Genomic DNA, 20,946 nt, shown 5'->3' with positions numbered 1-20,946 from the left:
AATGTCATTTTGGTTAAATGTCATCAATCGCTTGGCGTAACTGTGCTATTTTAGCCAATAATTGAGATTTTGCAAGTGCAATTTTAGCATTATCATCACCGACATCGGCAAAATTTTTCACCAGTTCACTACCCACAATTACCCCATCGGCAAATTTAGCCACTGCTTTGGCACTTGCTTCATCACGAATACCAAAACCCACACAAACAGGCAAATCCGTGTCTTTTTTAATCATTTGTACATGTTTGGCAACATCATCTGGATCAAGTGATTTTGAACCTGTTACCCCTTTAAGTGATACATAATAAATAAACCCCGATCCGTGTTTTAACACAGCCTGACGGCGATCTTTTTGGGTGGTTGGTGCCAATAAAAAAATTTGGTTTATGTGTTTGGCTTTAAGTTTTTGTAACAAGTCATCACAAGTTTCATTGGGCGGTAAATCCACCAGCAACAACCCATCTACGCCATTTTGTTCACAAAGCTGTAAAAAATTGTCATAACCAATAATTTCCATAGGATTTAGATAACCCATCAAAAGCACCGGTGTGTGTTGGTTGGTTTTTCGAAATTCGCCCACCATGTTGATCGCATCGCGAGTGCTTGTGCCATTTGCCAAAGCACGCTCGCCTGCTTGGGCAATAATTTTGCCATCTGCCATAGGATCAGAAAAAGGTAAGCCAATTTCGATCATATCCGATCCATGTGCAACCAATTCGTGCATTAAACCAACGGTTACCAAAGGCATGGGATCGCCTGCCATAATGTAGGGAATGAGGGCTTTTTTGTTGTTTGCTTTTAAGGTTGCAAAAACCGTTTCAATTCTGGTCATAGACTTTCTACTGTTTTTAGAAAATTTAAAAAATTGTTACTATTTTTTGATGTTACATAGCTTTTTAAATTGTTAAATTGTTAAATTGCAATGCCGTCCGCTTGCATTACCGTATGCAAATCTTTATCACCACGTCCTGACAAATTAATAATAATAGACTGGGTTTTGTCTAGTGTTTTGGCAAGTTTTAAACCATGCGCTACCGCATGAGAGCTTTCTAGGGCAGGAATAATGCCCTCTGTTTTTGTCAAAATCTTAAAGGCATTGAGTGCTTCATCATCATTGATTACCACATAATCCACACGCCCTTTGTCCTTTAAAAAACCGTGCTCTGGCCCTACTCCAGGATAATCAAGCCCCGCTGATATACTGTGCGTTTCGATGATTTGTCCATCATCATCGGCCATCAGATAGGTACGATTACCGTGCAATACGCCCACACGCCCTGCGTTTAAAGGTGCAGAATGCTTGCCAGTTTCAATACCAAGCCCACCTGCTTCAACACCATACATTTTGACACTTTTATCGTTTAAAAATTCATAAAACAACCCCAATGCGTTACTCCCACCGCCCACACAAGCAACAAGCGCATCAGGCAATTTACCCTCAAGTTCAACATGCTGTAAACGTGCCTCACGCCCAATAATTGCCTGAAAATCACGCACCAATAACGGATACGGATGCGGGCCTGCCACCGTGCCAATGACATAATAAGTCGTATCTACATTTGTTACCCAATCGCGCATTGCCTCGTTCATTGCATCTTTGAGTGTGCGCGATCCACTGGTAACAGACACCACAGTCGCTCCAAGCAGTTTCATGCGATAGACGTTCATTTTTTGGCGTTCAACATCATCTGCCCCCATATAAACCACACACTCAAGCCCTAAACGAGCAGCTATGGTTGCTGTTGCCACACCGTGCTGACCTGCACCTGTTTCAGCAATGATGCGTTTTTTGCCAACCAATTTTGCCAAAAGTGCCTGTCCAATGGTATTGTTAACTTTATGTGCACCTGTGTGATTTAAATCTTCGCGCTTTAGATAAATTTTTGCACCATTTGTTTCGTTTGTTAAGCGTTTGGCAAAATATAGCGGTGTAGGACGACCAACATAATTCATCAAATCATCATGATATTCTTGCCAAAACTTTGGATTGTTTTTGACCTGCAAATAAATGCTTTCTAATTCTTCCAGTGCCGTCATTAAAGTTTCAGAAACAAAACGCCCACCATGAACATCAAAATACCCCATCGCATTGGGGAATTGGGTATAATCTGTCATTATAAACCGCCTTTTTAAGCCTTACAAAACGTAAAATTTTAATTATCAAAAGTTTTAAGCCATGAACCGTTTTAAGCCATGAACCAATATTTATAAACCCTTAACCACAGTAAGCCCTGCAAAAGTTTGGGCAACAGGCATAATCTCCATGCGATTAATGTTAATACGAGGTGGCAAATTAATTAAATAACGCACCATATCAGCAATGTCAATGGGGCGAATATAATTGACACTTTCATACACTTTATAAGCTTTTTCGTCATCACCCTTAAAACGCACATTGCTAAATTCTGTCTCACCACAAAGCCCAGGCTCTATATTGGTAACTCGCACATTTTTGCCAATCAGATCCGCTCGCAAATTTAAACCAAACTGACTGACAAACGCCTTGCTTGCCCCATAAACATTTGCTCCAAAATAAGGATAACCGCCCGCCGTCGAGCTAATATTTATCACATATCCGCTATTTTTGGCAACCATATAAGGCAAAACAGCATGAGTCATCGCCACAAGTCCCAGTACATTGGTGTTTATCATCGCTTGCCAATCGTCAAAATTCGCCTTATCCGCAGATTCTAATCCAAGTGCCAAGCCTGCATTGTTAATCAACACGTCAATATTAGTTAAAATTTGGTTATCAATACTTGCCAATGCACGATTTAACTCTTCTGTCTTGGTAATGTCAAAACACAGTGGTATAAACCCATCGCCAAGCTCCTGCTTTAAATCGGTTAACCGCTCCATTCTGCGACCAGTGCCAATAATCGTATGTCCGTCTTTATGCAAGGTTTTGGCAAGTGCAAGCCCAAAGCCTGAGGTAACGCCTGTAATCAGAATATTCATAAATTTTCCTTGTGTGTTGTCAATCATATATTATTAAAAATATGTTATTAAAAATATGTTATTAAACATATATTGTTAAAAATTATTTAAATAAAACTTAATATACTCAAACAAATTCAATCAATCCTAACAAAAAACCAAGCCTGATACAAATAAAAAAACTTTTCACAGCATATTACAAAAAGTTTAATCAACTTAAGCAAACTTTAATTGATCCATAAACATTGCCATTTTTTTCTCACATTTTAATCCTTTTTTATACTCAATACCGCCACTAACATCAACCCCATGAATTTTTTCAACCAAATCCTGATTGGCAATCACTTGTCCGATGTTATCAGGCGTTAAGCCCCCTGCCAAATAAATCGGTAGCGGTGCATTGCCAGGAATTTTATTCCAATCAAAACTTTCACCTGTTCCGCCAAACATTTGAGCATTAAACGTATCCAAAATCACACCACTTGCTCCAAATTTTGCCAATTCATTGATTTGAGACAAAATACTGCTCCTTGTGTCATCAGGCTTTATCCGAATAGCCTTAATCCAGCGCTTACAAATCCGCTGACTCATCAGATGACAAGCATGAGCCGACTCATCACCATGAAACTGCACAACATCAAACCGTACTTGGTGCGACAATGCCACAAGCTCTTGTTCAGGCATATTCACCACAAGAGCCACAACCGTAGTAAAAGCAGGAATCTCAAGGCTTAATAACGCCGCCTGCTCCAAACTTATATAACGCGGACTTTGTTCAACAAACACCAAGCCTAACGCATCAACACCCAAGTTTACCGCGGTTTTAACATCGTCAACCCGAGTTAGCCCACAAAATTTTACGCTTAATTTTTTCATCATTTTCACCCATCATCGTTTTAATTCATCATCGGTTGTCAATCATTCACAACAAATTATAACACACCACAAGTTATAACACACCTCAAAACAAAAACCCATTTTAACACCTGGCTAAAATGGGTTTTTATTTTTTTTAACAAAATGTTTTTAACAAAATGTTTTTAACAAAGTTTATTGCATAACCAAGTACTCAAATGCTGACAATCCAGCTTTTGCCCCCTCGCCCATTGCAATGTTAATTTGTTTAAAAGGCACAGTGGTAACATCACCACAAGCAAAAATTCCACGACGCGATGTTGCACACCGAACATCAATTTGAATCTCGCCTGCATTGGTGGTTTCTACCAAATGTTTTACCACTTCAGAGTTTGGCACAAGTCCAATTTGCACAAAAACAGCGGATAATTCAAGGGTTTTATTTTCGCCTGTACTTCGATCTTGATACACAATGGCGTTTACTTTACCATTATTGGCGGTGATTTCTTGCGTTGCAATACCGGTCATAATCTCAATGTTGTCGCGTTGTTTTGCTTTGTTAACCAACACTTGGTCAGCACGCAGTTTATCACCGTATTCAATCAAGGTAACATGATTGACAATTCCTGCCAAATCTAACGCCGCCTCAACACCTGAATTACCGCCACCGATAACCGCCACATTTTTGCCTTTAAAAAATGGGCCATCACAATGCGGACAAAATGCCACACCATTGCCAATGTTTTCATCTTCGCCTTTAACGCTAAGTTTACGCCATTTTGCCCCAGTTGCTACAATCACCGTACGCGTTGCAAAAGTTTCGCCTGTGTTTAGGGTAATTTTGTAGGTCAAATCATCGTTTTCGGTAACTTGTTTTACACTCACCATTTCTTTTATCGTAATTGGGTATTCTTTGACATGTTTGGCACAATTGTTAGAAAGCTCATTGCCATTGGTTAACGGCACAGAAATCAAGTTTTCAATGTCTTGCGTATCCTTAACCTGTCCGCCCATACGATCGGTTACCAAGGTAACTTTTAATCCCTTGCGGGCGGTATAAATCGAAGCGGCCACGCCAGCCGGACCTCCGCCTAATACCGTTACATCTTGTAGTGGCAAACTTTGGCTTGGAGCAATACCACTCATCAAATCAGGAAAGTTTTCTTGCAATTTTTCAATCAGTTTTGCTGTGTCAATTTTACCATTGGCAAACGGTTTGCCATTTAAAAATACCGCAGGGACGCCTTGGATATTTTTTTCATTCACCAAATCAGGGAAAACACCACCGTCAATCATCTCATTGCTAATGCCATCATTTAACAAGGCAAATTGGTTTAGCGACTGTACCACATCAGGACAATTATGACATGACAATGACACAAAAGTTTGAAATTTAAGTGGTTGTTTGATATTTTTAATAATGGTTTGAATGCTTTCATCAAGTTTTAGTTCACTTCCGCCTGATTGTAACACCGCCAAAATCAGACTTGTAAATTCATGCCCAGATGGAATGCCACTAAATACTATGCCTGTATCCGCCCCTTGGGTTTGGATCTTAAAACTCATTGGGCTTAAAGTATCATCGGTATTTTCCGCCAAAACAATCTTATCGGTCGCACTGGCAACTTGAGTTAAAAATTTAACCAATTCTGTGCGTTTTTCATGGTCGCCACTACCCATCACAAAAGTAATGGCACGGTTCATACGCTCGCTGTAAGTGGCAATTGCATCTAATAAATTTTTGTCAATCATAATTTGCTCCACATTTAAAAAATAATTTATTTAAAAATAAATCAGTGTGTAAAAATAAATTTAGTGTGCGTATTATCCAAGAAAAACTTACCTTTGACAACCTTAGAACGTCAATCATTATAATTAAAAAAACAAAACAATTATCAAATATATTTTTATTTAATCAATCAATAACAGCAATTTTTGGGCTTTTTTTCTACTTTCTTGCAGGCTTTTGCGAAAAACACACACGAAACTACAAACAAGCTATAGTCAAAAAGCGTTTTTTTGGTTAAAATGACAAACAGCATAAGGCAATTGTATTAATCCTTATCTTGATTTAATGGTTTTTAACCAGTTTTTAATTAATTAGTCTTAACTTATTTTTAATTTTATTTAAGGAATTTGTCATGTTTCCAGAATATCGTGAACTTATCACCCAATTAAAAACCGAAAACGATCTGCATTTTGAAAAATTATTTAACGCCCACAATGAGCTTGATAAAGAAATTATTAACCTTGAAAACGATCCAGTGGCAAGCGTCAGTCGCGAAACCGAAATTGAAGCGATGAAAAAAGAAAAACTGGCTTTAAAAGATGAACTGTTTACCTATCTAGAAAGCAAAAATTCAGACAACAAAAAAAGCTAAAATTTATTTTACCAATCACTATCCCATCAGCGTTTTGCGTTGTTGGGATTTTTTGTGTTAAACTGCTTAAAATTCATTGATACGGATATTTGCCAATGTATCGCACATTCTTTCTTTTGCCTTTTTTGTTAGCCCTAACCTGTTTTGCAAACATCGGTTTTGCACATACCGATCTGACAAATAGCAACGATTTATTTTCTGATGACTTTAACACAAAAACAGATCAAGCATTGATTGAGCGCTTAAGCCAACACAAAACTTGGCTGCGCTTGTTATTGTACAAAAATCACACAAGCGAAGTGCTAAGTGCTGACTTTTTTGTTAGTCCAAAGGGCAAAACCGATGCAAAAGCTGAATTATTGGCAAATCTACACGCATTACAAAACGCCAAAACCGCCACAGATTATCTCTGCCGTTTTCCAGCTCGCAGTAATTGGCTTATGCAACAGATACCCAACTTAAAAGACAGCACGGATAAGCTGCTTGGGTTTCACGAATGTAAAGCCGTCAATGATTGGTTAAACACCGTAAATGCAACACAATTGTCGCTTATTCATGCCGAAGAGCATGTTAGCCGTTTTGCCTCAGCGTTTGGACATACGCTTATTAAGGTTGACAATCCGCACAGTTTGGCAACGCATGACAATGATTTGGCAATGTTTATCAATTTTGCCCCAGATAACACTCAAAAACGCTCAAAACTCACAACCGTGTTTAACGCACTGCGTGGACATAGCCCAGGATTGATGACTTTTGACAATTATGCCAAAAAACAAGCCAATTATCTAATTCACGATAATCGCGACATTTGGCAATACACGCTAAAACTGTCTAACCGCGATATCCGCCAAATCATGCGTCATTTTTGGGAAATTAAGGATATGGATCGGCATTATAGTTTTTTAAGCAACAACTGTGCCAGTGAGATTGTACGCCTGCTAGATGTGATAAACCCACAGTATAACTTGGTTGGTGATGTTGGCAAAATCATTGCCCCTGCTGAAGTTTCGCGCATATTAACAAAAAAAGATCTGCTATCAGACAAGCAATTTATCCCATCAAAACGTACATTGATACAAGCCAATCAAAACACACTCACACAACACGATATTGACAATTATGCCAAAAACGCCCAATTAAACCAATTGCCAACAATCACCCCAAGCGACAACGATCCAGCTACCGCCAATCGACTGCACCGTATCAACGTGGCGGTTTTGCACAAACACAACAACCCCATGTTTTTGCTCGGCGTGCGTGGCGGTTATCAAGACTTATTAGACAATCCAAGTGGCAAACGTGATTTTTTAAATTTAACCACAATGTCTGTCAATTTTAGCTACAATATTGACAAACATAACCGCAACAATAAAACCGTGCAATTATACGATGCCACTTTAATTGACATGACTATGTTTAACCCAAAAAACGCAGGCTTAAAAACCGATAGCTCAAAAAACAAGCGTAAAACCTTTGGCGGCCATATAAAAATCACGCCCATCATAGATGGCAGCTATCGACAAAACAACCAACAAGCTAACGAACATCGTGTATTAAGCGTAGGCGGTGAATACGGATCATCGTGGTTTATTGGCAAGGGCAAGGCAAATTCAGGTGAGTTGCCTAATACATTATGCTATCGTTTGGCAACAGGGCAAGGGCAAATTGGTAAAATTAACCAAGGCTTTCGCATAGGTTTGGGTGTACATTTGGGTTGTACACATCGCTTTAACTCAAAACTACGCGTACTTGCTGATGCCAGGCTACCATATTGGTTTCACGGTGTTGCTGACAATAATGATCGTAAACGCAACCATTATTTTTCGCCAATTGTCAGCTTAACCGGACAATACGACATTGGCAAACAAAGTGCTCTACGAGCAGGCATAACTCACCAACAACACGGTCAAAACAACACTCACTATCTGTTAAGTTATCATTGGTTTTTTGATTAGTTTTGGCTTGGTTTTGGTTACATTGTATCAATTTAGTAGCAATTTAGCATAAAAACTTACCGATTATCACATTGAAAAACAATTTGACAACACAGCAATTGTTTAATATACTATTTTGTAGTTTTCCTGCGGTAAATTATTTTTAGTAAATCATTTTTTCATTTAAAATTCTTAAGGAATAAGTATGAAACACACATCAAAACTATCAATGACTGCAATGCTAGCGGCCACTTTACTATTACAAGCCTGTGCCACGCCACACGTTGTAGAAACACGCAAGCCCAATGACATGAATTTGTCTTGCTCACAATTAAAAGCAGAAATTGACGAAGCCAAAGAATTTGAGAAAAAAGCACGCGATGAACGTAAAGTAACTGGCAAAAACGTTGCAGCCGCAGTGTTATTCTGGCCAGCCTTACTTGGCACTTACAGCAACACCGAAGAAGCAATTAATGCCGCCAAAGACCGTCAAGAGCTTTTAACCAAAATGTATCAGCAAAAACATTGCCGTTAATTTTTCTTCTACAGAAAAACCAGTTTTAGCCTTTTATCCAACATAAAGGGCTATTTTTATTGCTTACCAAACTTGTATTTTTATTTCTTGTATTTTTATTTACTTGTATTTTTATTTACTTGTATTTTTATTTACTTGTATTTTTATTTACTTGTATTCTTATTTATAACCGCCCACACCTTTAAATTTTTCCACAAACGCGGCGATTTTTTCAAATACGGATTGTTTTTTCTTAATATACTGCAAATTCATTCCTCCGCCTACTTTGGGAATAATGTTATTTAATTCCGTACCGTGTTCGCTGGCATATTCGCGTTTTAATGAATTCATAATGTAACGCTTAGCGGCATCTTTATTTAAATTTTCGCTAGCAATTAATTTATCCGCTTCAATTTGTTGTTGTTTTTGGGCAAATTGATAAAAAGCATCAATAATATCAGGTTTATTTTTGATATTATTTAAATCAATTTCATCAATAAAGCTAACAACCAAACTTTCTTTGGCGCGGTTGCCTATACTTGCGCGAATAACTCGGCGAATTTCTTTTATTATTTTGGTTTTGTCTTTTATTTTTTGATGGTGTTCAAAAATAAGCTCCAAAATATAATCCAAATTAATTTCTTGCGATTTTAATAAATCTACTTGAAAAACCACATCATTCCAATCAATTTTAGCTTGATTATTTTCTTTATTTTGCTTTATAAGCCATTCACGAATATCGTGATAAGTGGAGCGATAATCTTGCAAATTGCGCTCATTTGGAATGTCTAGTTGTTGCATTTTTTGTATATCATCATCGGTTAAATGATATTTGGCTTTAAATACATTAACGGCTTTTTCATCGCTTAAATCTAACTTTTGCAAAGCGTGCAAACTGGTATATTCATCATAGTTTTGTAAAATATTATCCATTTTTAGATATTCACCAAATAATTTAGCAAACTCTTTTTTGTCTTTTTCGGTTTCAATTTTATCAGGATTGGGAAACTGTTCTTGTAATTGCTTTACAATTTGCAAATAACCCGTGCAAGAATCGCCCGTGTCTTTATCAAAAAAGCCGTGCATATAATCCTTATAGCTTTTTTCTAATACCACGTTTTTGGTATTTCTTTTACCAAATAAAGTAATGGCGTTAATGGTGGCTTGTTCTAAATCGCGAAAGGTTACAATATTGCCAAAACTTTTAGTCGCGTCATAAATTCTATTAGTACGCGAATAGGCCTGAATAAGCCCATGATAACGCAAATTTTTATCTACAAAAAGCGTGTTTAATTTGGGCGCATCAAACCCTGTTAAAAACATACCAACAACAATTAATAAATCCACTTCGCCTTTTTTAACTCTTAGTGATAAATCACGATAATAGTTTTGAAAACCATCGCCTTCTAATTTAAAATTGGTTGCAAACATTGTATTGTAATCATTAATTACATTTTGCAAAAATTCTTTTGCACTTAAATTTATTTTACTAATATCATTTTTATCCAAACTTTCGTCTTCAATCTCACCAATGGCATTTTGTTCCTCATTGGCAGCAAAAGAAAAAATTGTGGCTATTTTTAATGATTTTTCGCTGTCTTTTTGCAAAATTTTAAAGGTTTGATAATAAGATTTTGCCGCATCTATACTACTCACCGCAAACATCGCATTAAAGCCTGTATTATTATAATTTAAACGATGGGTTTTTTCGTTAAATTTCTCCAAAACATGTTGTGCAACGGCATTAATACGCTCGGGGTGCAAAAAGGCTTGTTTTGTTTCATTGGCGGTTATTTTTTTCTCATCAGTTTCGGTTTCAATCTTTTTAAATTCTGCCTTAACCGTATTATAATCCACTTTAAATTTTAATACTTTTTCATCGCGAATGGCATCGGTAATGATATAAGAATGCAAGTTGCACCCAAATACGCTTTCAGTGGTTTCTCCACTAATGGAATTATCTGACAAAATGGGCGTGCCTGTAAAACCAAATTGATAATATTTTTTAAACCGCTTTTGCAGGTTTTTTTGTGTTTCACCAAATTGCGAACGATGGCATTCATCAAAAATAAATACTACTTGCTTGTTATAAATTGGCAAATTAGCATTGTCTTTTATTAATTTATTGAGTTTTTGAAGCGTAGTTACAATAATTTTATTATCATCTTTTTCTAAATTGGCTTTTAATTGGTCGGTTTTATTTGAACCGTTAACGCTATCTGGCGAAAAGCGCTGATATTCTTTCATGGTTTGATAATCCAAATCTTTTCTATCTACCACAAAAAGCACTTTATCAATAAAGGGCAATTCGGTTGCCAATTGCGCCGCTTTAAAACTGGTTAAAGTTTTACCCGAACCTGTTGTATGCCAAATAAAACCGCCGCTTCCGGTATTGCTCCAATTTTTGGAATTAAATGAGCTAATAATTTTCCATAAAATGCGCTCGGTGGCGGCAATTTGATAAGGGCGCATAATTAATAACGTGTCAGATGTGTCAAAAACGCTGTATTTAATTAACACATTTAATAAAGTATTTTTTTCAAAAAAAGTAGCGGTAAAATCTTTTAAATCTTTAATAACCGTATTATCCGACTTTGCCCAATTCATGGTAAAATCAAAACTGTTTTTATTGCGTTTTGTGGTATTGGCAAAATAGCGCGTATCTGTACCATTTGATATAACAAAAATTTGTATATATTTAAATAAAGAATTATCGCTATTAAAACTTTCTTTACTGTAGCGGTGAATTTGGTTAAAGGCTTCGCGAATTGCCACGCCGCGTTTTTTTAATTCAATTTGCACCAGCGGCAAACCATTAACTAAAATCGTAACATCATAACGGTTTTTATAATTGCCCGTTTGGCTAAACTGCCCAATCACTTGTAAAGAGTTGTTGGTAATGTTATTTTTATCTAGCAAATAAATATTTTGTACTCTTTTATCATCAAACTCAAAATCATAAGATGTATTTTTATCGTGAATTTTACGCGCTTTTTCAGTGGCATTATCGCTCGGTTTATCTAAATACTGTACCACAAAACGCTGCCATTCGTCATCATTAAAGGTTACTTTATTTAAAATTTGCAACTTTTGGCGTATGTTGGCAAGCATTTTTTTATTGTCGGTAATGTCTTTGCGATATTCATAACCTTGATTAATTAAATCATTAATTAATTCTTGCTCTAAATCAAATTCAGTTTGATAGTTGCTGGATTGTTCTATTTTTTGATATTTATCTAAAATAATAAAGTCATTGGTTTCGGCGATGGGGGTGGTTTTTGTGGTCATTGTTATTCCTTTTAGTGGTTAGATTGGTGAGCGATTATGGTTAATTATTATGGTCAAAGTCCAAAAGCTGCTCTCTGTAATACTCATACTGCTTTTGGCGTAACTCAATTTCTTTTGGCAAGCCTTCAGTTATGGAATTGGTTAGGGTTTCAAATTTGTCTAAAATAGCAACTATTCTTTTTTGTTCGGATAGTGGCGGAAGTGGAATTTTTTTATTGGCGAAATTACTTATCCATTGGCGTTTATGGTCGGTATTATTTTCTTGCGGCAAAGTATTTAACCAAAAATAAATAAACCTTAATAAGTATTTGTTTTCATCTTTTGATGTAATCATTTTCATTGCTGATGATTTGGCTTTAAAGTCAAAATCAACCCATTTATTTGCGGTTGTAAAATCGTCAAAAATAATAACGGGGTTTTCAGATGCTTTATAAATGCCATTTGTTTCATCTGTAAACCCTAAAATAAATGTTTTACCTGCAGTTAATACTGGCGTTTTATAATTGTCATTATATACCGTTGATTTAACTAAATATTTAGTTGGCTGTTCATAATTAGCAACATCACCCAAAGTTTTCCATTCCACTTCATCGCCAAAACTAAGCAGCTTATCGCGATAGTATTGATATTGTTTTTTTCTCATGCTATGCTCCGCGGTCAGGGCGGTAAATTTGTCTAAAATTCGGACGATTTCGGTTTGAACATCTAGGGGAGGAATAGGAATTGTAAAATTTTCCAGCATTGGTTTTCTGATTGATGTTACTGTTGCATTAACAGAGCGATTTAAAATATAGTTTTTAAAATCATTAAGCATAACATAATAAACAAATTTCGGTTCTAAATTTTTTGTAATAATATGAATGCGATATGCACGCTGGTGTAATGCATATTTGCCATCAATAAAATGAAATATTTCTCCAACGCCACCTTCTCCGGGGATAATAATTGCAGCTTCGTCAAATTTATAAGTATTGGATTTTAAAACAGTTTTTGAACGCACAAAAAATGGATATTCTCCATTTTCGTTTTCATCTTGTCTATTAGAATTACCTGTTCCAATTTCGGCAATTTCGCCCAAAGTTTTCCATTCCACCCCACGCCCACCAAGCAACCTTTCCACAAACCCAATCACGCCGCAATCTCCATCACAATCGCATTAATATCCGCGCGCAATGTATCAATATTTGCCACCGTTTTGGCAATGTCAGCATTTAACACATTAATGTCAATAATCTCGCGCGTATCTTCAGGCTCAACATAAGTATTTACCGATAAATTATAATCATTTTGGGCAATTTCATCATTGTCCACAAAACGGGCAAAATGCGCAATGTCTTTTTTATCAGCAAATGCAGTTAATATTTGCTCAATATGCTCATCGGTTAAAATGTTATTATTGGTTTGTTTTTTAAATAAATTGCTGGCGTCAATAAACTGGGTTTTATTTTCGGTTTTGGCTTTGGATAAAACTAAGATATTGACCGCAATACTTGTACCAAAAAACAAATTGGGCGCAAGCGATATAACGGCTTCAATAAAATTATTATCAATTAAATATTTGCGAATTTTTTGCTCTGCGCCGCCACGATAAAAAATACCGGGAAAAGATACAATTGCCGCGCGCCCTTTGCTGGATAAATAGCTTAAAGTATGCATCACAAAAGCAAAATCGGCTTTGGATTTGGGTGCTAACACGCCAGCGGGAGCAAAACGCTCATCGTTAATTAATGTTGGATCATTTTCGCCAATCCATTTAATAGAATAAGGCGGATTAGAAACAATGGCATCAAACGGTTTATCGTCGCTAAAATGCGGATTGGTGAGGGTATCGCCAAGCATAATATTAAATTTATTGTAATTAATATTGTGCAAAAACATATTCATGCGCGCAAGGTTATAAGTGGTGTAATTAATCTCTTGTCCAAAAAAACCATCTGCAATAATATGCTCATCAAATTGTTTTTTGGCTTGTAAAAGTAATGAACCAGAACCTGCTGCAGGATCATAAATTTTATTAACAGTTTGTTGTCCGTGCAATGCCAATTGCGAGATAAGTTTTGAAACATGTTGCGGGGTAAAAAACTCTCCGCCTGATTTGCCTGCATTTTCGGCATAATTGGAAATTAAAAACTCATAAGCATCGCCAAATAAATCAATTTGGTTGTTGCCAAAATTGCCGCCATTATTACCAAAGTCTAATTCTGCCACGCCTTTTAATACTGCAGCAAGGCGTTTATTTTTATCGCTTACAGTATTGCCAAGGCGGTTGCCCGTGGTATCAAAATCGGCAAACAAACCTTTAATGTCAGGTTCTGATGGATAACCATTGGCCGAGTTTTCAATGGCATTAAAAATAGTTTTTAAATCGGTGTTTAAATTTGGATTGGTGTGGGCGTTTTTGGCGACATTTTCAAACAATTGATCAGGATAAATAAAATAGCCAATTTCTTTAATGGCGTTGTCTTTAATTTGGGCTAAAATAACGGGGGGGGGAGATCGTTTTTGGTTAAATCCGCATAGCGTATGCCATCTTCGCCAATACCCATATAATTGGCAAAATGTTCGCTAATAAAGCGATAAAACAGCGTACCTAAAACGTATTGTTTAAAATCCCAGCCGTCAATTGAGCCGCGGACATCGTTGGCAATTTGCCAAATACGGCGGTGCAGTTCGGCACGTTGGGCGGTGGCGTTGGTCATAAAAGTATCCTTATAAACGTTGATGTTAAATTCATAAAAAACTGTTGCATTTGTAAAAAACTGTTACATTTCTAAAAAATAGTAAGGCAACTAAGCCAAACTGTCAAGTCCGCGTTTTAAATCACGGATAATATCACTTACCTCTTCCAATCCTACGGATAACCGAATCAAGCCGTCATGCACCCCGGCTTTGATTCTGGCCTCGGCGGTCATGCGAAAATGCGTCGTTGTGGCAGGGTGAGTAATGGTGGTTTTGGCATCGCCTAAGTTATTGGTAATGCTGATCATTTGTGTGCTGTCAATAACTTGCCAAGCAGACAACTGATCGGCCACTTCAAAACCGATGATCGCACCAAAAGCACCGCCAGTTACATTATTTAACGCATTGTGTTGGCGTTTGGCAATTTCATGACTTGGGTGATCGGTAAGCCCTGAAAAATGTACCTTTGTAACTTTTGGGTGATCGGTGAGAAATTTGGCAACTTGATTGGCATTTTCGCAGTGGGCTTTCATGCGTATTGACAAGGTTTCAAGCCCTTTTAACAATACCCACGCATTAAACGGCGATAAACTAATGCCACCTGTACGAATCACTGTGAACGCTTTTTCCATCAGTTCATCAGAACCAACCAAGGCACCGCCAAGTACGCGTCCTTGGCCGTCAATATATTTGCTTGCTGAATGAATAACGATATCCGCTCCAAGTGCTAACGGTTTTTGCAACACGGGCGTGGCAAAACAATTATCCACAATCAAAAGTGCGTTGTGTGCATGAGCAAGTTTGGCTAAAAATTGTAAATCGGCAATTTGTGCCAGTGGGTTTGATGGGCTTTCGCAGTATAAAATTTTGGTATTGGCTTGAATGGCCTGTTGCCACGCTGTGTTGTCAAAACAGTCGACATAAGTAACCTCAACCCCTAACGGCTTAAAATAAGTCTCAAACAATGCCACCGATGAACCAAACAATTGTTTGGCACAAAGCAGATGATCGCCTGCTTTTAGATATGCCAAACACATGGTTAAAATTGCCCCCATGCCACTTGCGGTTGCCACACAACGCTCACCGCCCTCCATCAAGGCCAGGCGCCGTTCAAAAGCACGCACTGTTGGATTGGTATGTCGACTGTATACATTGCCTTTTTTATTGCCATTAAAGTGATCGGCGGCATCTTTGGCAGATTGATAAACATACGAACTGGTAGTAAAAATCGCCTCAGAATGCTCACCTTCATCGGTGCGATGATAACCGCCACGCACCGCCAAGGTTTGTGGGGCAAAATCCAGACCATCTAACGCATCGGTTTGCCAATTTAAGTCTAATGTTGAATGAATTTTACCCATGATTATTCCTTAAACTTTATTGTTATTGCTTGGTGGTTTTATAGCCCAGTGGTTACAGGCTTAAAGTGGTTACAGGTTTACAGTGGTTATAGGCTTACAGTGGTTATAGGCTTACTGTTGAGTTAAAACTCATCAATTTATCGTAACGCTGTTGTAAGCGCACATCATTTGACAAAGCGGATAAATCCTCCAATTGATTTTGTAGCGTTACGCGTAAGTTATTCATCACCACTTCGCTATTGATATTTGCACCCTCGCCTTCGCTTACCACACAATCAATCAGCCCCAATGCGTGCAAATTATCCGCGGATAGTTTTAACGCTTCGCTGGCTTGTGGGGCTTTTTGCGCAGTCTTCCATAAAATCGAGGCACAACCTTCAGGAGAAATGACCGAATAAATACTGTTTTCAAGCATATTAACGCGGTCTGCTACTGCAATTGCCAATGCCCCACCAGAACCGCCCTCGCCTATCACTGTGGCAATAACAGGTATGTTTAAGGCCGAAAAAGTGGCAATGCTTTCAGCAATTGCTTGGGCTTGGCCACGCTCTTCTGCACCAACACCGGGGTATGCCCCTTGCGTGTCAATAAAAGTAAACACGGGCAAATCAAAACGTTCAGCCATTTTAACCAAACGAATGACTTTGCGATAACCTTCAGGGTTTGCCATACCAAAATTGTGTTCGATGCGTTCACGCGTGCTACGCCCACGATGTTGACCGATAAGCATGACAGGCTTGCCATTAAATTTTGCCAATCCGCCCAAAATTGCTTTATCATCGGCATAGGCTCTATCGCCTTGTAATATATCAAATTCACTAAACAGTGTATTTGCATAATCTAAAAATAATGGGCGTTTTGGGTGGCGTGCTAACTGTACTTTTTCCCAGACGGACATGGTTTTCTTCCTTGTGTAGTCAATGGTTTGATAAATTTAAGGTTAAGTTTAAGACAAATCATTGCAATTGAATTGACAATGACATGCCCCATTTTTGCCAAAGTTGGCTTTCTTCTTGCAAATCAGACAACAAAAGTTGATTGTTGTCCAAATTTTGGTTTAAACCTTGATACTGGTTTAAATTTTGACACAGCTTAATTTGCCAATGCTGTTTATCGGCTAAGTTTAACACAAGTGGCAAGGTCTCTTGTTTGTTGCGGCTGTGGTGAATTAAAACCGCCAAACGCAACAATAACGTTAAATACAGCAGTTTTTCACCGCCTGCTTGACAGATTAACTGATAGCCTTCGTGTTTAAGTTTACGCCTGTGGTGCAAGGTCATTTGGGCTAAGCGAGACTTGTCGGTTTGAGAAAAACCATCAATGTCTGAATTTTCTAACAAATACGCGCTATGACGGTGATAGCCACTGTGTGATACTGCAAGTCCAATTTCATGCAAATACGCACCACGCCGTAACAAATCGGCATCTTCTTCGTCTAACCCAAGCACAGATTGCACTTGATCAAACAATTGTTTGGCGGTTTTTACCACTCTTTTGGCTTGTTTGGCGTCCACTGAATAACGAATCATCAAGGCTTGTACGCTTCTATCACGCACATCTTCACTGGCAAAACGCCCAAGCATATCATACATCACGCCCTCGCACAATGCACCATCAGAATACGTCATTTTGTCAATGCCAAGCACACTCATGCTTGCCAACAATACCGCCACGCCTGCAGGCAACACTGCTTTTCGCGTGTCTTTAATTTCAGCAAAATCAATGTTGTCAATATGTTTAAATTTAATTAACTGTTGCTTTAAATATTCAACCCCTTTAAAGGTAATTTGATCGTTGTCATCTAAGCCCAAACTCACCAAAATCTGTTTTACCGCCTTGATAGTACCGCTCGATCCGGTAACACTATCCCACCCGGTTTTTTGGTATTGACGACTGATTACCAATAGCTCTTTACGCGCCCAAGCAATGGCTTTGGCAAAATTTTCTTCGTTAATTTCACCATTGACAAAAAAGCGTTTGCTAAAAGACACACAGCCCATTTGTAGGCTTTCGGTCAAAATCGGATCAAAACCTTTGCCAATAATAAACTCGGTTGAACCGCCACCAATATCGATAACCAACCGTTTATCACTGCTGGCATTGGTGTGTGATACGCCAAGATAAATCAAGCGTGCCTCTTCGCGCCCTGCAATGACTTCAATCGGTTTTGGCAAAACAGCATTGGCACGGCGGATAAATTCATCAGCATTTTTGGCCTGACGCAAGGTATTGGTTGCAACCACGCGCAAACGCTCCGGTGAAACCGCCCCCAAACGCCCAACAAAACGACTCAAACACAAAACCCCACGTTCGATCGCCTCAAGGCTTAAATAATTGTTTTCGTCTAAACCGTTGGCAAGTTGAACTTTTTCAGACATTGAGGCTAGTTTTCGCACCTCGTGATGATCAAGACGGGCAATGGCTAAGTGAAAGCTGTTAGAACCAAGATCAATAGCAGCCATTAGCTCTGAGCTTGTAAGGTTGTTGACTAAAGTTGGCATAATAAAAACTTTTCAAGTTTAATAAAAGATAGGATATTTTACGCATTTTGTGTGATTTTGCCAAATTTTTTCTTAAGCGTTTTGTTAATGCAAGTTTTTATTCATGTTATTTTTATGTTGTTTTGCCAAACATGATTAACAAAATGTGCTAATATATCAGTCAAAATAAACACATCGACCAAAATAACACATCAGTCAAAAAATAACATATCAGTCAAAAAAGTATGAATAAACACAATACAAAACCTGCCCCTCCTAAAATTATTTTCTTTGATATCGATGACACACTGTATCTTAAACAACAAAACCGCGTGCCAGATAGCATTAAGCAGGTGTTTTTGGCGTTAAAACAGCGCGGTATCTTAATCGCAATTGCAACTGGACGCGGACTTGGGGTTTTTCCGCCTGTGATTTTGCAATTGATTGATGAGATAGGCATTGATGTGATTGTAACCATCAATGGACAATATGTGCTGTATCGCAACAAACCGTTGGTAGATTTTGCTCTTGACAAAAAAGATGTTGTGTTTATTCGTGAGTATTTACACAAAATTGGGGTTGCTTGTGCTTATATGACTGCAGATAAGATCGTTGCTTTGTCTGAAACTTGTGCGTTAAAAAACGCCCTAAACGCCCTACACATTCCTTATACACTAAATGCAAATTTTGATGACACTTCACAACACAGCGAAAAAATCTACCAAATTTTGGCATTTTATGACAACAATCAAGACGAAAATCTCATGCAAATTTTGCCAAAACATTTAAAAACCATACGTTGGCATATTTCTGGCGTGGATATTTTGGACGCTAACGGATCAAAGGCTCGCGGTATCAAAGCGGTATTGGATAAACTTAATTTAAACATGACTCAAGCGTGGGCGTTTGGTGATGGACTCAATGATATTGAAATGCTAAAAGCTGTCGGTTTTGGCATTGCAATGGGTAACGGGCATACTGATTTAAAACAAGTGGCGGATTTTGTTTGCCCCAATGCCGATGAAGATGGAATTTTGAAAGCATTGCACAAATTTCAGGTGATCTAGTTTCAGGTGATCCAATGTCATATTTAAACAACGGTTATTTTATCACAATCCCAACAATCAATTTTAACGCAAGCAACGTAAGCAAATAAGGCAAAATTTTTTTTAGCCAATTTGCCGAAAACCAATGACGCAATTTTGTGCCAAGCCACGAACCTGCTGTTGCCATCACCACCATAAAAACCAACAATTGCCAATAATCATAAAACACAAACCCCAAGGTCATATACACCAAAACTTTCGCCCCATGCACCACAGTCATCATGATAGCCCCTGTGGCAACAACTTGATGTGCATCACTGTAATGTCTGTTTAACACCGCAACATTCAAAGGCCCGGGCGTACCCACAAACACACCAAGCCCTGTCTGCAAAAACCCCACCAACACAAAACTTTCAAAACGACGGATCAGGCGGTTAAATATCGATGACCATTGCAAAAGTAAAATATAAAGCCCGATAAACAGTGGAATTAAGTCAAGTTTGACAAAACGGATAAGTATGCCAAATACCACCATGCCTAATATTGAACCAATAACAAAACGCTTAAACGGCAACCAAATAATATCCTTACGCCCAAACCACGCACGGCTGGCATTACTGGCAAGTTGCGTAATGCCATGCACAGGAATGATGGCAAGGCTCGGTAAGAAAAACGGCATTAATCCGATTAAAATCATACCGCCGCCCACGCCTGTAACAGCACTTAACGCTGATGTGATAAGGCTTGTCAAGCCAAGCAAAATATCATTTAGCATAATGAAGTTTTATTTGACACTTTGGTTTTATTTGATACTTCGGTTTTATTTGATACTTTGTTTAAAACTGGTTAAAATTGTTTCAAGCAAGGCAAATTTACGCTTATAACTAACCGGATTAACAATCAAGCGTGATGAAACTTGGCAAATTTCATCTAACGGCTCAAGGCCATTCGCCCTTAACGTATTGCCCGTGTCAACCACATCTACGATTAAATCCCCCAAACCAACAAGCGGTGCAAGCTCCATTGATCCGTAAAGTTTGATGATGTCTACTTGTTCACCACGACTGGCAAAAAATTCGCGTGCCACATTGGCATATTTGGTGGCAATACGCAAACGGCGATTTGGCAACACTGATCCTGCCACGCCTGCAGTCATTAAGCGACATTGGGCAATTTTTAGATCAAGCAATTCATACAGATTTTCCGAACCGTATTCTAAAAGCACATCTTTACCCGCCACACCAAAATCCGCCGCCCCATGTTCAACATAAGTTGGTACATCAGATGCTCGCAAAATTAGCACGCGCACATCAGGGTGCGTCGTAGAAAAAATCAGCTTACGCGATTGTTCTACATCTTCAAGCATTTCAATGCCCGCCTTAGCAAGCATTGGCATGGTTTGTTTTAAGATACGCCCTTTGGATAAGGCAAGGGTTAAGCCGTTAAAAGTTTCATTGGTCATGGTTTGTCT

16 protein-coding genes and 1 pseudogene are annotated in these 20,946 nt (G+C 38.2%); 4 read left to right on the top strand and 13 right to left on the bottom strand.

Annotated elements, in window-relative coordinates:
• Window positions 1-13 precede the first annotated feature (13 nt).
• The 5 genes from trpA to ahpF form a co-directional block, all read right to left on the bottom strand.
• Complete coding sequence (gene trpA / locus MOMA_RS05715) at window positions 14-832, bottom strand: tryptophan synthase subunit alpha (protein WP_009501529.1); 819 nt, start codon at window positions 830-832, stop codon at window positions 14-16.
• An 80-nt stretch (window positions 833-912) separates the two neighbouring features.
• A complete protein-coding gene (gene trpB / locus MOMA_RS05710; RefSeq protein WP_009501528.1) occupies window positions 913-2,115 on the bottom strand; it encodes a tryptophan synthase subunit beta in 1,203 nt (400 codons plus the stop codon).
• A 90-nt stretch (window positions 2,116-2,205) separates the two neighbouring features.
• Window positions 2,206-2,958 carry an SDR family NAD(P)-dependent oxidoreductase gene (locus MOMA_RS05705; RefSeq protein WP_009501527.1) on the bottom strand — a complete coding sequence of 251 codons (753 nt, stop codon included), beginning with the start codon at window positions 2,956-2,958 and terminating at the stop codon, window positions 2,206-2,208.
• A 195-nt stretch (window positions 2,959-3,153) separates the two neighbouring features.
• Window positions 3,154-3,813: a phosphoribosylanthranilate isomerase gene (locus tag MOMA_RS05700; RefSeq protein WP_009501526.1), complete on the bottom strand. Its 660-nt coding sequence runs from the start codon at window positions 3,811-3,813 to the stop codon at window positions 3,154-3,156.
• 174 nt (window positions 3,814-3,987) lie between these two features.
• Window positions 3,988-5,544 carry an alkyl hydroperoxide reductase subunit F gene (gene ahpF, locus MOMA_RS05695; RefSeq protein ID WP_009501525.1) on the bottom strand — a complete coding sequence of 519 codons (1,557 nt, stop codon included), beginning with the start codon at window positions 5,542-5,544 and terminating at the stop codon, window positions 3,988-3,990.
• Between the two features lie 389 nt (window positions 5,545-5,933).
• On the opposite strand from ahpF, the gene MOMA_RS05690 reads away from it, so the two are divergent.
• From MOMA_RS05690 to MOMA_RS05680, 3 genes are all read left to right on the top strand, one after another.
• Window positions 5,934-6,173, top strand: coding sequence for a YdcH family protein (locus MOMA_RS05690; RefSeq protein WP_009501524.1), 240 nt, complete (start codon window positions 5,934-5,936; stop codon window positions 6,171-6,173).
• A 95-nt stretch (window positions 6,174-6,268) separates the two neighbouring features.
• Window positions 6,269-8,128 carry a DUF7840 domain-containing protein gene (locus MOMA_RS05685; protein ID WP_009501523.1) on the top strand — a complete coding sequence of 620 codons (1,860 nt, stop codon included), beginning with the start codon at window positions 6,269-6,271 and terminating at the stop codon, window positions 8,126-8,128.
• Between the two features lie 184 nt (window positions 8,129-8,312).
• Window positions 8,313-8,642 carry a hypothetical protein gene (locus tag MOMA_RS05680; RefSeq protein ID WP_009501522.1) on the top strand — a complete coding sequence of 110 codons (330 nt, stop codon included), beginning with the start codon at window positions 8,313-8,315 and terminating at the stop codon, window positions 8,640-8,642.
• A 159-nt stretch (window positions 8,643-8,801) separates the two neighbouring features.
• Here the strand turns inward: MOMA_RS05680 and MOMA_RS05675 are convergent, their stop codons facing one another.
• The 6 genes and pseudogenes from MOMA_RS05675 to MOMA_RS05650 all read right to left on the bottom strand — a co-directional run bounded on the left by MOMA_RS05675 (window position 8,802) and on the right by MOMA_RS05650 (window position 18,450).
• On the bottom strand, window positions 8,802-11,909 hold the full coding sequence (locus MOMA_RS05675) for a type I restriction endonuclease subunit R (RefSeq protein WP_009501521.1): 3,108 nt from the start codon (window positions 11,907-11,909) through the stop codon (window positions 8,802-8,804).
• Between the two features lie 40 nt (window positions 11,910-11,949).
• Window positions 11,950-13,041, bottom strand: coding sequence for a restriction endonuclease subunit S (locus MOMA_RS05670; RefSeq protein WP_009501520.1), 1,092 nt, complete (start codon window positions 13,039-13,041; stop codon window positions 11,950-11,952).
• Window positions 13,038-14,608 (bottom strand): annotated as a pseudogene (locus MOMA_RS05665) (type I restriction-modification system subunit M). The gene MOMA_RS05670 and the pseudogene MOMA_RS05665 overlap by 4 nt, the downstream one beginning before the upstream one ends.
• A gap of 90 nt (window positions 14,609-14,698) precedes the next feature.
• On the bottom strand, window positions 14,699-15,949 hold the full coding sequence (locus MOMA_RS05660; RefSeq protein WP_009501517.1) for an O-succinylhomoserine sulfhydrylase: 1,251 nt from the start codon (window positions 15,947-15,949) through the stop codon (window positions 14,699-14,701).
• A 103-nt stretch (window positions 15,950-16,052) separates the two neighbouring features.
• Window positions 16,053-16,847 carry an acetyl-CoA carboxylase carboxyltransferase subunit alpha gene (locus MOMA_RS05655; protein WP_009501516.1) on the bottom strand — a complete coding sequence of 265 codons (795 nt, stop codon included), beginning with the start codon at window positions 16,845-16,847 and terminating at the stop codon, window positions 16,053-16,055.
• 58 nt (window positions 16,848-16,905) lie between these two features.
• Window positions 16,906-18,450, bottom strand: a complete 1,545-nt coding sequence (locus MOMA_RS05650) for a Ppx/GppA phosphatase family protein (RefSeq protein WP_009501515.1) — start codon at window positions 18,448-18,450, stop codon at window positions 16,906-16,908.
• A gap of 224 nt (window positions 18,451-18,674) precedes the next feature.
• Between MOMA_RS05650 and MOMA_RS05645 the strand changes: the two genes are divergently transcribed.
• Window positions 18,675-19,496, top strand: coding sequence for a Cof-type HAD-IIB family hydrolase (locus MOMA_RS05645; protein WP_009501514.1), 822 nt, complete (start codon window positions 18,675-18,677; stop codon window positions 19,494-19,496).
• Between the two features lie 34 nt (window positions 19,497-19,530).
• Here MOMA_RS05645 and MOMA_RS05640 read toward each other — a convergent pair whose 3' ends face one another.
• Window positions 19,531-20,250, bottom strand: a complete 720-nt coding sequence (locus MOMA_RS05640; RefSeq protein WP_009501513.1) for a sulfite exporter TauE/SafE family protein — start codon at window positions 20,248-20,250, stop codon at window positions 19,531-19,533.
• Between the two features lie 45 nt (window positions 20,251-20,295).
• Window positions 20,296-20,937 (bottom strand): ATP phosphoribosyltransferase, encoded by a 642-nt coding sequence (gene hisG, locus MOMA_RS05635; RefSeq protein ID WP_009501512.1) that lies wholly within the window; start codon window positions 20,935-20,937, stop codon window positions 20,296-20,298.
• Between the last annotated feature and the right edge of the window lie 9 nt (window positions 20,938-20,946).

The organism is Moraxella macacae 0408225, from assembly GCF_000320365.1.
GTDB classification, from domain to species: Bacteria; Pseudomonadota; Gammaproteobacteria; order Pseudomonadales; family Moraxellaceae; genus Faucicola; species Faucicola macacae.
This window is presented reverse-complemented; position numbering and strand designations above follow the sequence as displayed.